The organism is Pseudobdellovibrionaceae bacterium, from assembly GCA_019637875.1.
GTDB lineage: Bacteria > Bdellovibrionota > Bdellovibrionia > Bdellovibrionales > Bdellovibrionaceae > JAHBUW01.
In genome coordinates, this window is the sequence record JAHBUW010000002.1 from 108,176 (window position 1) to 120,803 (window position 12,628).

Genomic DNA, 12,628 nt, shown 5'->3' on the forward strand with positions numbered 1-12,628 from the left:
CTACGCATGAAACCGCTGAACTTCTATCAAGAACTGCCCGCTTTCAGGGACCCGAGGGACGCGGCGGACGCCGCGTGATCTTATGCTACGAGTGAGGGGCCGCTCAGCGACCCGCGAACAGAAAGGAATGTGCAACTTCCGCGAACAGACGCGGGTTCTCCAGGTTCGCGCAATGTCCGCAACCTTTGAGTTCTTGAAACCGACCGCCGAGGATCTGCGCCAGCTCTTCCGAGTCCGCGCGCGGGAGCAGCGTATCGAACTCCCCGTGCAAAACGAGCGCGGGAGCCTTCACGGACTTCAGCGCCTCGCGGCTGTCGAAACCGTCCAGCGATTGCAGGACCCAAGCCCCCACGTTGCTCACCGCTTTGTAGGCGTCGTCGGTGATCTCGTTTTTGAAGAAGGGACGATCGGCGTCGTTGTTGTGGATGGTCGAGCCGATCACGACCGCGGTCAGGGCACGGTCCTTCTTCATCGCTTCGAAGGCGGCGGTCATCGACTCTTCGAACTTCACGCCGCGCGCGCCGACGGGGTCGAGCAGCACGATCTTGTTCACCAGCGTGGGATCGATCGCCGCCATGTGCGCCGCGATCAAACCGCCGGTCGAGTGACCGACGACGTTCACCGGACCGACGTTCAGCCCTTTCACGAGCGCCAGGAAGTCGCGCGCGAAAAGCTCCATGTTCACCTCGTCCAAGCTTGCGGGCGCGGTTGAATCCCCGCAGCCCCGGAACTCGGCGACGATCATGGGGGCGGCGAAAGCTTTCGACGGCCCCAATCCCGACCACGCCTCGCGGACCGGAGTCCACCAGCGGTTACTCGCCAAGTTCCCGTGCAGGAACAGCGTCGCCTCGGGCAGTTGATTCGGATAAACCTCGTAATTGAGTTCGCGGCCTTCCGCGTGCGGGATCTGGAATTTCATCTTTCGTTTCTCCCTGTCTAAATAAACTTCGTTAGTTGCGACCGATGGTGCCCCGCCCCTCGCGCTCGCGCGGGAACGTCAGGTTGCCACCTTCATAGCGGACGCTGCCCGCGAAGGGATCGGCGTCGAATTCACGGCCCGAGGACAGGACGGGATTCTTCTTCAAGATCTCGCCCACCCAAGTCGCCGAAAAGAACGGGACCGACTCGGGCATTTTGTGTTCCGAGTTGTTCACGACGATCATGCTGGCGCGACGCTCCTTCGGAACGCTCGCCCAGAAGTCCTCCATCACCTTGCGCTTAATGTACTGGTCGTTGCCCGCGATCATCAGATGCACCGACGCTTTCGGCAGAAGACCCACGGCTTCGTCCGAGGTCCACTTGCGAATGCCTTGCACCATCCGGAAGACGCCTTCGAGCTTGAAGGGGTTCTCCAGAACGACGGGCTCGACGCTGGGATAGGTCGTGTAGATCACCTGGCGCAGATAGAAGTCGTAGAGCTCGTCATCCGACGCGGGGTTGAAGGGCTGCACGCGACGCGTGTACCAGATCTGCGATTTGATCCACTCGTCCTGCTCGGCCAGCGGACGCGTGAAGGGCGCCATCACGATGATGTTCTTCACGTCGTTCGGATAGGCCGCGCCGTACGCCAGCGCGATGCCGCCGCCGTATGACAGTCCCACCAAGTTGAGTCGACCGGTGAGGCCCAGCTTGCGCGTCAGCAGGTTGAGATCACTCACCTGATCGCGATGCGAGATCACGCTCAAGATGGGCGCGTGCTTCAACAGCGTCTCGCCCATGCCGAACATATCGTAGCGCAAAACGCCGAAACCCTGCGCCGCCAGCACCTCGGCGAAGTCTTCCCATTGACGGGTGCTGTAGGTCAGCCCGTTCAACAAGATCGCGGTGGGTTGACCGGCTTGCGCCTTCGTCCACCGCACGTAGACTTCGCGGTCCTTTTTCACCGCGACGAAACCTTCGAAGTATTTTTCGGCGCGGATGGGATCCTGCGCCTCACGCTCGGACGACGAGGTCGCCTGCACGAAAGGCGTCGCCAGCAGCGCGCATGTCAAAAGGATGAATTTCATCATAGAACGATCCCGCCATCGATGCTGAGAGTGGTGCCGTTGATGTAGCCGGCCAAATCGCTCGCCAGGAACAAGCAGCCGTTCGCGATGTCCGAAGTTTCACCCAGACGCGCGACGGGCACTTTCGCCGCCATGCTATCCAAGACCTCTTTCGGCATCGCTTTGGTCATCGCGGTCATGATGAAGCCGGGAGCGATCGCGTTCACGGTGAAACCTTTGCGACCGAGCTCTTTCGCGAGAGTCTTCGTCATCCCGATCACGCCCGCTTTCGCCGCCGCGTAGTTCGTCTGACCGAAGTTGCCGTACAGACCGACGACCGAAGAGATATTGATGATCCGTTTCGCGGTGGACGTCGGATTGAATTTCTCGGACGCCGCTTTAGTCACGTTGAAAAGACCCGTCAGGTTCGTCGCGATGACCGCGTCCCAATCCTCGGGCTGCATCTTGCCGAAGGACTTATCGCGCGTGATGCCCGCGTTGTTGATCAGAACGTCGAGCGTTCCGTTCATCGACGCGAGCGCCGCCGCGATGGACTCACGCTTCGTGACGTCCACTTGCGCCGTTTGCAGCTTCGCGCCGTATTTCGAGAGTTCGCTCGCGCAGGTCTTCAGCGCATCCGCCGAGTAGTCCCACACGACCGCGTTCGCGCCTGCCGCCAAGAACTGACGTGTGATTTCGAAACCGATGCCCTGCGCGCCGCCGGTGACGAGTACGGTCTTATTATTGAAGTCGAAAGTCATGTGTGCCCCCTCTGGCTAAAGATGGGTTGAGTTGCCATAGAGTTTTCACACGAGTCAATCGGCGAACCGTAAACAACAGATAAAATAGCGGTTTAGACGTCGCGGCTAGAGTAACTACGTCAGTGAATTCCAGCTGAATTTGTCTTGCCTTACGACCGGAGCGGAGCCATGGATGGGGTTTTGAGGGAGGGACTCATGCGTCGCGCGACAGTGATCGGAACCGGCTTTTACGCCCCCGAAAAGATCGTCAAAAATCAATTCTTCAACGAGATGTACAATAAAGACATCGACACTTTCCTGCGCCAGCAGCGCAACATCGTCGAACGCCGCTTCATGAGCGAAGAGCAAGCGACGTCGGACCTCGTCGTTCCCGCCGCCGAAGAGGCGCTGAAGAACGCGGGCCTGACCGCGCTCGACATCGACCTCATCGTCGTGTCCACCGATACGCCCGACTACCTTTCGCCTTCGACCGCGGCCGTCGTGCAGCACAAGCTCGGCGCGAAGAACGCGGGCACCTTCGACGTCAACTCGGCGTGCGCGGGCTTCGTCACGGCGCTGGATCTCGGCGCCAAGTACATCGCCGCGGATCCTCAATATAAGAACATCCTCGTCGTCGGCGCCTACGGGATGTCGAAGTACCTGAACTACGACGACTTCCGAATCGCGACGCTGTTCGCGGACGGCGCGGGCGCGGCGGTCATTTCGGCCTCGAAAGACGAGACCGGAATTCTCGCGGCCGAGCTTTACACCGACGGCCAATACCACGACTACATGGGCGTTTACGCCGGTGGGACCCACCAGCCCGTCACGCATCAGGTGATCGAAACCAAAGGCCACCTGCTCAACTTCGCCAAAAAAATCCCGATCGAAACGAATGGGACGCACTGGCCGCGCCTGACGCACAAATTGCTCGATCGCATCCACAAACGTCCCGAGGACGTGAAGATGTTCTTCATGACCCAGATCAACATCAACTCGATCAACGAGGCCTTGGACAATCTGAAGCTGCCCCGCACGCTCTCGCACAACATCATGGACCGCTTCGGTTATACCGGCAGCGCGGCCGTGGGGATGGCGCTCGCGGACGCGGCCCGCCAGCACAAACTCAAAAAGGGCGATCTGATCATCCTGCTGGGTTCGGGCGGTGGACTGTCCATGGCGGCGGTCGCGATGACTTGGAGTTACAACACATAATGGAACTCGATTGGCTGAAGCGCTGGAATTTGTATGCGGGGAAGACCTCGGCGATCACCGACGCCGAGACCGGTCGTTCGTTCACCTACGCCGAGCTCTATGAGCGCACGACGGCGGCGGCCGCCTACCTCGCCGAGAAGTATTCGGTCCGCGCGGGCGATCGCGTGGCGCTGGTCGCGCAGAACGAGCTCGAGTCGATCGTGCTCTTCTTCGCGCTGCAACGCCTGGCCGCGACGATGGTGCCCGTCAATTTCCGGCTCACCCGCCGCGAGATCGATCACATCCTGAACGATTCGGGCGCGCGCCTGGTCGTGTTTCAGAAGGCGTTCTTCGAGCAGGTCGATCATCGCCCGGAGCCGCTCCTCGACATGGACACCTTCGCGGCGGATCTGCCGAGCTATCCGCACGCCGAAACCGGCTTCGCGAGCGAGGAAGAAACGCCCGCGATGATCTTGTACACCTCGGGCACGACGGGCGCTCCGAAAGGCGCGATCCTGAGCCACCGGATGCTGTTCTGGAACTCGATCAACACGACTTTGCGTCTGAACATCGTGCAGTCCGACAAAACCGTCATCTTCCTGCCCTTCTTCCACACCGGCGGCTGGAACGTGCTGACGACGCCGTTCCTCCACCGGGGCGCGCACATTCTGCTGCTGAAGAAGTTCGACGCCGATCGCGTCCTGAAGCTGACCGCCGACGAGAAATGCACCCTGCTCTTCGGTGTCCCCACGACCATGGACATGATGTCGCGTTCACCCGATTTCGCCACGGCGGATCTGTCGAAGCTCCGTTACGCCATCGTCGGCGGCGAACCCATGCCGCTGCCGTTGATCCAGACCTGGCACGAGAAGGGCATCCCCGTCCGTCAAGGTTACGGATTGACCGAATTCGGCCCGAACGTGTTCTCGCTGAATGAAGAGGACGCCCTTCGCAAAATGGGCTCGATCGGCTTCCCGAACTTCTACATCGAGGCGAAAGTCGTCGACGATCTGGGCCGCGAAGTCGCACCGAACCACATCGGCGAGCTCGTGCTGCGCGGACCGATGATGATGACCGGCTACTGGAACAACGCGCGGGCGACCGCGGACACCATCCGCGACGGCTGGTTGCACTCGGGCGATCTGGTCCGCCAAGACGAGGACGGCTTTTTCTTCGTCGTGGGTCGCAAAAAGGAAATGTACATCAGCGGCGGTGAAAACGTTTATCCCTCGGAAGTGGAACAAGTTCTGCGCCAAGATGAACACGTCCGCGAAGTCGCGGTGATCGGCGTTCCCGACGAGAAATGGGGCGAGGTCGGCTGCGCCTACGTCGTACCCGTCGGCCCGACGGACGCCAATGCCCTACGCGCGCACTGTTTAAAAAACCTGGCGAAGTTCAAGATCCCGAAGCACATCCGGATCGTGGATGCCCTCCCGAAGGGCGACTCGGGCAAAATCCTGAAGCGGGCCTTGGTCGAACGGTACAACCAGGAAACCCAGACTCACTGACGACGAATGAACGAAGCCCCGGTCCCCCGGGGCTTTTTTCTTTCTACAGCTTCTGGAACGGGCGCGCGCCCAGGAAGTCCTTCTTGCCGATCTCGACGCCGTTGTGGCGCAAGATCGCGTACATCGTCGTCATGTGGAAAAAGAAGTTCGGCATCGCGTGCGACATCGCGTAGTCGATTCCGGTCATGAACTCGCCCGGGTTGCGGGGCAATTCGACTTTGCGTTTTTCGGCGCCTTCGAACTGCTCGCGCTTCAAGGTCGACAGATACTCTTTCGTTTTCGCCAGACGCGCCTGGAACTCGGCGAAGGTGACCTCGTTGTCCTCGAACTTCGGCGGGGTCGTGCCGGTCAAAAACCCGGCGCTGATCTTGGCCGCATCCGAGGCGATCTGGATCTGCTTTCCGAGCGGCAACATATCCGGCGCCAAGCGGTCGTTCAGCAAAACCTGAACATCGAACTTCTTCATGTCGGCATGGGCTGCGGCCTTCTTCAGGATCGCTTCGGCGGCGGTCAGGGTGCGCAGGTATTGAGGGATCATCACGTCATACAGATTCATGGGTCCTCGTTTTCACGGTTTTTACCCGACCATGAGCGGTTTAAAGGGGTGGTCCAGTTCTATCCCGGACACCGTCTCAAAACAAGGCACCCGACTTGAGCCCCCGCGGCGACTGCTTTAAACTGATTCAAGAATGAGAAAGCTCGCGGTCTTCGTGACATCTGTGCTCGCGCTTCTGCTGAACGCCGGTTGTCAGACATCCATGGGGACCGATTTCACGAAAGTGAAACCCGGCATGGAAAAGGCCGAGGTCCTCGACATCATGGGGACCCCGCAGCGCACCCAGCGCTGGCGCGGAATGGACCGTTGGACCTACATCTACTACGAACGTGAACTGCGCGAAGAACGCGAAGTCCATTTCGACGGTGGCAAAGCCGCTTACGTCGGCGCGAAGTTCGTTCCCCCGGTTTCGGCGGAACAGCAGGACGTTATTAATGAGGCCTCGAACCGCGAAGTCGAAGACCGCATCCGTCGCCAACGCGAGGAAGCGTCACGCCAGCTCGAAAACTACGAAGGCGAATTGCGCGGCACCGAAAGCAATCCCGGCTACGTGCCGACCTTCGATCCCGTTCAGTAATCTTTATTTGCGGACTTTGATCGGCAGGGACTCTCGCAGGGTCGGCGGCTCATCTCCGGACGCGGGTTCTTGCCCCGCATTCTCCGTCGCCGAACTCGGCTGACGCCCTTCCACAGGTGAAGCCGCCCCCGAGGGCGCGCTCACTCCGTACTGCTGACGCGCGCGGGACAACGACTGCGTCAGCCGCGCATCCAGATCCATTTGCTGTTCGAGCTCTTCCAGCGAAGGGACCTCCTCGGTCTTATGAACCTTCAGCGCTTCTTTCGCCAAACGCTCGGGATAACGATACCGCAATTGCACGAGCAGTTTGTTATATTCCTCGGTGTGCTCACGATACTCTTTGTACTTCTTCACGATCTCTTGGCCCTTGGCCTTCATGGCGGCCGTCCCCATCTTCAGATGCTGCTGCTCTTCGCGCAGTTTCGTCATCTCGGACATCAACTGCTGGCGTTGACCTTTGTAGACCAGCATTCGGGATTGCACCTCCGCCCACGGAGGCGCTTCCGTAGCGGTGGCGGTGCCCGCGGCAGGAGCCGCGCCATGGGCGTCCGCCGGGGGCGCCTCGCTGGCGAACGTCGACATCGGCACAAGAATCGCCATGACAACCCAATGGATCATGCGGCCCCGCCTTCGCTTTCGGCATCCGCACCGAAAATCGACTGGCGCCAGCGGAAGTTCACGGCTTCGGCCCGCAGGCGCGAGGCGATGTAACTCGCCTTCACCGGATTCAGATCGCGAAGCTCCAACACGCCTTTTTTCAAGTTCTTCATGACGTCGCTCAAATGAAAGTTCAGGCGCGAATCCGACAGTACGTCTTCGACGCGCGCGCGGATCTCGCCCGAATCGATGCCCTCGATCCAAAGCGTGTACGCCAGCGGACTGTGATCCAGCTGCGCGCTGTTCGCGAACTCCACTACGTCCGAAAAATCCACGGTTTGATCCGCGCTGACGTTCATCTTTTCGGGAGTCGTGAACGATTGATGATCCAAGGGCTGATCGAACCAATCCGCTTCGTTCATCGGGTTGTCCGCGCCTTCCGCTTCCGATGCGGCCACCAGCTCGGGCGGCGGCGGCGGAATATGCGCGGCAAGATCCGGCTCTTCCGCACCGAGCACGACGGTTTCGGCATGGGAGCTTGGTTGATCGAGCCATGTCGGAGCCGACGGAGGCGCCGACGCTTCGGGATCGATCTCGGAATACTCCGCGGCGACCTCAAGGTTCTCGGCGGGAGTCTCCGTCTCGACGGGCTCAAGATCGGCCGCAAAATCGTAGTCCGCCACTTCCTGCGCGATCTCGGCGGGGACCTCGTCCCCCGGATAAGGAACCGCGTGCGGGAACGTTTCTTCTTTCGCCGACGAAGCGCTGTCGTAGTGGGACCGCACATGCATCATGGGCACGGATTCCGCAGTCGGAGTGCCCGGCGGAGGTGCGGCCGGCGGAGGTGCGGCCGGCTGAGGCGCGGCTGGCGCGGGCGCTTCGGGCGCTTCGGGCGCGACATCCGTCGACAGCTGCACGGATCCGTCGAAGTCGACGAACAGCATGGCGCCGCAATCCGCGTTCGCGCAGATTTTAATGCCGAAGTCGGCATCTTCTAATGTCGTTTTACATTTCGGACACTTCGCGGACATTCCCATCCCCATGGAGAAACCGAGGCTCCCCATGGGAATAGTATAGCGAAGATTTACTTCCGTTTCTTCGCCATTTGGCGGCGCTGGGCCCGATTCATCTGCGGTCCGTCCTCAGGTCCAGGACCAGGTCCCAGGGTCATCCGGGCTTTCTGCCGGGTCGGACCCGACGAACCTGCGGAAGGTCCAGCTTCACGAGCCGGTGCCGAGGCTCCGCCCGCGACGCCTTCGTCGCCACCCTGGAAGTTCATGCCATCGAAATCGGGTTGCTCCATCATCGCTTCCATCGCCCGCATTTGCTCGGGCGACACGAGTTGGACTTTCAAGAACTTCTCGAGCGAGTCGGATTTGATCGCGTTGTTCAAAGCTTCGAACGCGGCGAAAGCTTCCTTCTTGTACTCGATGACCGGATCTTTCTGCGCGTAACCGCGCAGGCTGATGCCTTCTTTCAAGCGATCGATACGCAGCAGATGCTCTTTCCACTTCTGGTCGATCGACTGCAGCAGGATCATCTTTTGGATCTGACCGTAGTTCTCTCCCAAGGCGGCTTTCTGACGATCGAAGGTGTCCTTCACGGCTTTCGACACCGCTTCGGTCACCGCCTCGCCGGTCAGTTTGTCGGCGGTGGGGAATTGGATCTGCACGCCGAACTGCTGCGCGAGCGCGGTGTTCAGGCCTTCCAGATTCCAGTCCTCTTTTTTGGCGTCTTCGGGAATGTGGCTGTCCAGCACTTGCGAAACCAGATCGCCCAAGTTGTCGAGGTAAGTGCGCTCGACGCCGTCGCCTTCGAAAACCTTGCGACGCGTGCCGTAGATGATCTGGCGCTGTTGGTTCATGACGTTGTCGTAATCCAACAAGTGCTTACGAATATCGAAGTGGTGACCTTCGACTTTACGTTGCGCGCCTTCAATGGAACGCGTGACCATGCCCGCGACGATGGGCTCATCATCCGGAACGTTCATGCGGTTCATGATCTTTTGGATCATTTCACCGTTGAAAATCCGCATCAGGTTATCTTCGAGCGAGAGATAGAACTTCGACTCACCGGGGTCACCTTGACGACCCGAACGACCGCGCAGCTGGTTGTCGATCCGGCGCGATTCGTGACGTTCGGTTCCGATGATGTAAAGACCACCGGCCGCCAAGACATCTTGCTTCTCGCCGTCGGTCTGGCGCTTGAAGGTCTTCACCTGCTCTTCGAACTCGGGAGTCCCCTCTTCCAAATCGGGGAAGGCTTTCTTCGCGAGCATCTCGGGGTTCCCGCCCAGAACGATATCCGTTCCACGACCCGCCATGTTCGTCGCGATGGTGACCGCGCCCTTACGTCCCGCTTGCGCGACGATTTCAGCCTCGCGCTCGTGGTGTTTCGCGTTCAGGACTTCGTGTTTCACGCCTTCTTTTTTCAAGAACGAAGATAGCGTCTCGGACTTCTCGATCGATACCGTACCGACGAGGATCGGCTGACCCTTTTCGTACCTGCTGGCGATGTCCTGCGCGATCGCGCGGAACTTCGCGACTTCCGTTTTGTAAACGACGTCATTGTGATCGACGCGCTTGATGCCTTTGTTCGTCGGAATCACCGAGACATCCAAGTTGTAGATCTTCTTCAACTCGACCGCTTCGGTGTCCGCGGTTCCGGTCATGCCGGCGAGCTTCGAGTACATCCGGAAATAGTTCTGGAAGGTGATCGTCGCGAGAGTTTGGTTCTCGGACTTCACCTCGACGCCCTCTTTCGCCTCGATCGCTTGGTGCAGACCGTCCGACCAACGACGTCCCGGCATCAGACGACCGGTGAATTCGTCGACGATGACGATTTCGCCGTTGTTCACCATGTACTCCACGTCGCGGCGATACAGAAAGTGCGCCTTCAGCCCTTGGTTGATGTGGTGAAGCAGCTCGATGTTTTCGATATCGTACAGGTTGCCGATCCCCAGAAGCTCTTCGACCTTCGCGTTCCCCTCGTCGGTCAAAGACGCGGTTTTCGTCTTCTCTTCCATGGTGAAGTGCACGTCGCGCTTCAAATGCGGGATCACCTTGTTCACGGTATAATACTTGTCGGTCGAAGATTCCGCGGGTCCCGAGATGATCAGCGGCGTCCGCGCTTCGTCGATCAGGATCGAGTCGCACTCATCGACGATCGCGAAGTTCAGCTCGCGCTGAACCATGTCCGCGCGGTCGAATTTCATGTTGTCGCGCAGATAATCGAAACCGAATTCGTTGTTCGTTCCGTAAGTGATGTCGGAACCGTACGACTTCTGGCGCTGGGCGTCCGTCAGGTCATGCACGATGATCCCGACCGAAAGACCCAACCAGTTGTACAAACGACCCATCCATTCGGCGTCACGTTTCGCGAGGTAGTCGTTGACGGTGACGACGTGGACGCCTTTTCCGCTGAGCGCGTTCAGATAAACCGCGAGCGTCGCGACGAGCGTCTTTCCTTCCCCCGTTCGCATCTCGGCGACTTTTCCCGAGTGGAGCGTCATCCCGCCGATCAGCTGGACATCGTAGTGACGCATCCCCAGAACCCGGCGCGAAGCCTCACGGCAAACCGCGAAAGCTTCGGGGAGGATGTCGTCCAGGGTTTCGCCTTTCGCCAAACGTTCTTTGAACTCGGGCGTCTTTTTCTGAAGCTGCTCGTCCGAGAGCGCTTGCAGGGCGGGCTCAAAACCGTTGATCCGGCTGATAAGGGGTTGGAGCGCCTTCATGTCGCGCTCGTGCTTGGTGCCAAAAACTTTACGAAGTACGGCTTGAATCATAGACTGATCAGCCTAGTCCTCTAAATATCCCCTGGCAAAGATTTCGGGTTTAGCGGACCTGCCGGAAGGCTTCGGTCAGGACCATCGCGACCGAAGTCGCGACGTTGTAGCCACGAACCGGCCCCAGAATCGGAATCTGCAGGCAACGATCAGCATTTCGCTGCAACATGTCGTCGGGCAGCCCCCGCGTCTCACGACCGAAAACGAAGGTGTCACCCTTCTGGTACTCGACGTCGTACATCGAGCGTGTCGCGTAAGCGGAAAAGTAGAACACCCGCGACGGTGTTCTCAGCGTTTGCTCCCAATCCGGGATCTCCGCGAAATGTTTCCAAGTCAGGTGCTGCCAGTAATCCAATCCGGCGCGGCGCAAATTCTTGTCGGTGATGTTGAATCCGAGTTCCCCGACCAGATCGAGGTGGCAGTTCATACCGACGCACGTGCGACCAATATTGCCGGTGTTTTGCGGGATTTCGGGCTCGATCAAAGAGACACGGAAAAGAGGCTCGCCAACCGGTGTACCGTCAGGTGACACAGGCTGGCCTTCCTTCAAGATTTCATCTTCCGAGGTAACGGTAAACTTCATGCCCCAACTTCGACAGTGCGAGACGACGGCCTTTGTCGACGATCATCTCAAGGTTCATCAATTCGCGATACAAAGCGAGGTCGATCGGCACGATTTCCCGTCCCGTCGAAGCGCCCAGTCGCTGGATGTACTGCTTTTGCCGATCGGTCAGCTTCTCTGTCAAGGCCGGCTCGGTGGCCAGTTTCTCGCGCCAGAGGCCGCCTTCGATCACGGTCGCGCCGAGCGAGATTTTGCGCGGATTGGCCATGTAAACCCAGGCCTTTTCGATGCCGTCCGCGCTCTGCACGTTGACCTCGCGCCGAAAAAACAGGCTCTTTTCGGGCTCTTGCGGTTTCACACCGTGAAATTCGTCCAACAGCGTGAGCAGCAAAGTGGAATCCGCCGCGACCGTCAGCAACTGACCCGCGATCAGATCCTCGGCCTCGTCCGTCACGACGGGAAAGCCCACCTTCAGGCGGTAGCAGCGTCCCCGGATCTGGGCCTCTTGGGCGTTTTGCACGAAATCGGCGATTTTCGGGTAATGTACCATGCCCTCAGACATGGACCCGTAAACGAACAGTTTGAACTCCGTCATTGATCCCCCCTCGAATCAATAAAGTCGTTGATTGAGGTGTGCATAACAAACCACACCCCCGCCCTCAAAGCCTTTTCCAGTGCAGGAACTCTATTATTTAAGTTGCGTTACTTGCTTCCCTATGTGCCCCAGCTGAGTTAGATCTGAATGAAACCAAAATGAAAAAAATCGAAGCGATCATTCGCCCTTTTAAAATTGACGACGTTGTCGAGGCGCTCTCGCACATCGGCGTCGAAGGCGTCACCGTATCGGAAGTCCGCGGCTTCGGCCGTCAGAAGGGACGCACCGAGATCTACAAAGGCGCCGAGTACGTCGTGGATTTCATTCCGAAGGTGAAGCTGGAAATCGTTGTTTCGAGTGCGCTTGCGGATTCCGTAGTCGAAACAATTCGCAAGTCCGCTTACACCGGCAAGATCGGCGACGGAAAAATTTTCGTCCTTTCCGTCGAAAATGTGGTGCGCGTGCGCACTGGCGAAAGCGACGAAGCCGCCCTGTAAGCGGTCGTGTCACCTCGGGTGACCGACGCGAAC

Annotated in this window: 13 protein-coding genes; 4 read left to right on the forward strand and 9 right to left on the reverse strand. The window is 59.1% G+C overall.

What is annotated here, in order from left to right; translation table 11 throughout:
• Nucleotides 1–103 precede the first annotated feature (103 nt).
• Genes KF767_03245 through fabG form a run of 3 tightly spaced genes read right to left on the reverse strand, consistent with a single transcriptional unit; the run spans nucleotide 104 to nucleotide 2,746 of the window.
• The gene (locus tag KF767_03245) at nucleotides 104–919 is read right to left on the reverse strand and encodes an alpha/beta hydrolase (GenBank protein MBX3016880.1); all 816 of its coding nucleotides are present in this window, start codon (nucleotides 917–919) and stop codon (nucleotides 104–106) included.
• Nucleotides 920–950: 31 nt separating this feature from the next.
• Nucleotides 951–2,006 carry an alpha/beta fold hydrolase gene (locus KF767_03250; GenBank protein MBX3016881.1) on the reverse strand — a complete coding sequence of 352 codons (1,056 nt, stop codon included), beginning with the start codon at nucleotides 2,004–2,006 and terminating at the stop codon, nucleotides 951–953.
• Nucleotides 2,006–2,746 carry a 3-oxoacyl-ACP reductase FabG gene (fabG, locus tag KF767_03255; protein MBX3016882.1) on the reverse strand — a complete coding sequence of 247 codons (741 nt, stop codon included), beginning with the start codon at nucleotides 2,744–2,746 and terminating at the stop codon, nucleotides 2,006–2,008. The genes KF767_03250 and fabG overlap by 1 nt, the downstream gene beginning before the upstream one ends.
• A gap of 195 nt (nucleotides 2,747–2,941) precedes the next feature.
• On the opposite strand from fabG, the gene KF767_03260 reads away from it, so the two are divergent.
• Complete coding sequence (locus tag KF767_03260; protein ID MBX3016883.1) at nucleotides 2,942–3,940, forward strand: ketoacyl-ACP synthase III; 999 nt, start codon at nucleotides 2,942–2,944, stop codon at nucleotides 3,938–3,940.
• A complete protein-coding gene (locus tag KF767_03265) occupies nucleotides 3,940–5,427 on the forward strand; it encodes a long-chain fatty acid--CoA ligase (protein ID MBX3016884.1) in 1,488 nt (495 codons plus the stop codon). Before KF767_03260 ends, KF767_03265 begins: the two co-directional genes overlap by 1 nt.
• Nucleotides 5,428–5,470: 43 nt before the next feature.
• On the opposite strand, the gene KF767_03270 is transcribed toward KF767_03265, so the two are convergent.
• Nucleotides 5,471–5,983 carry a DUF1993 domain-containing protein gene (locus KF767_03270; GenBank protein ID MBX3016885.1) on the reverse strand — a complete coding sequence of 171 codons (513 nt, stop codon included), beginning with the start codon at nucleotides 5,981–5,983 and terminating at the stop codon, nucleotides 5,471–5,473.
• A gap of 133 nt (nucleotides 5,984–6,116) precedes the next feature.
• On the opposite strand from KF767_03270, the gene bamE reads away from it, so the two are divergent.
• Nucleotides 6,117–6,560: an outer membrane protein assembly factor BamE gene (gene bamE, locus KF767_03275; GenBank protein ID MBX3016886.1), complete on the forward strand. Its 444-nt coding sequence runs from the start codon at nucleotides 6,117–6,119 to the stop codon at nucleotides 6,558–6,560.
• A gap of 3 nt (nucleotides 6,561–6,563) precedes the next feature.
• Here bamE and KF767_03280 read toward each other — a convergent pair whose 3' ends face one another.
• From KF767_03280 to KF767_03300, 5 genes are read right to left on the reverse strand one after another with little or no spacing between them, the layout of a single operon-like run.
• Nucleotides 6,564–7,178 (reverse strand): hypothetical protein, encoded by a 615-nt coding sequence (locus tag KF767_03280; protein ID MBX3016887.1) that lies wholly within the window; start codon nucleotides 7,176–7,178, stop codon nucleotides 6,564–6,566.
• Complete coding sequence (locus KF767_03285) at nucleotides 7,175–8,221, reverse strand: hypothetical protein (GenBank protein ID MBX3016888.1); 1,047 nt, start codon at nucleotides 8,219–8,221, stop codon at nucleotides 7,175–7,177. Before KF767_03285 ends, KF767_03280 begins: the two co-directional genes overlap by 4 nt.
• Nucleotides 8,222–8,241: 20 nt before the next feature.
• Nucleotides 8,242–10,941, reverse strand: coding sequence for a preprotein translocase subunit SecA (gene secA / locus KF767_03290; protein MBX3016889.1), 2,700 nt, complete (start codon nucleotides 10,939–10,941; stop codon nucleotides 8,242–8,244).
• Nucleotides 10,942–10,990: 49 nt separating this feature from the next.
• A complete protein-coding gene (locus KF767_03295) occupies nucleotides 10,991–11,524 on the reverse strand; it encodes a tRNA (cytidine(34)-2'-O)-methyltransferase (GenBank protein MBX3016890.1) in 534 nt (177 codons plus the stop codon).
• Nucleotides 11,496–12,098, reverse strand: coding sequence for a gamma-glutamylcyclotransferase (locus KF767_03300; protein MBX3016891.1), 603 nt, complete (start codon nucleotides 12,096–12,098; stop codon nucleotides 11,496–11,498). Before KF767_03300 ends, KF767_03295 begins: the two co-directional genes overlap by 29 nt.
• Nucleotides 12,099–12,256: 158 nt before the next feature.
• Between KF767_03300 and KF767_03305 the strand changes: the two genes are divergently transcribed.
• Nucleotides 12,257–12,595: a P-II family nitrogen regulator gene (locus tag KF767_03305; GenBank protein MBX3016892.1), complete on the forward strand. Its 339-nt coding sequence runs from the start codon at nucleotides 12,257–12,259 to the stop codon at nucleotides 12,593–12,595.
• The last annotated feature ends 33 nt before the right edge of the window (nucleotides 12,596–12,628 follow it).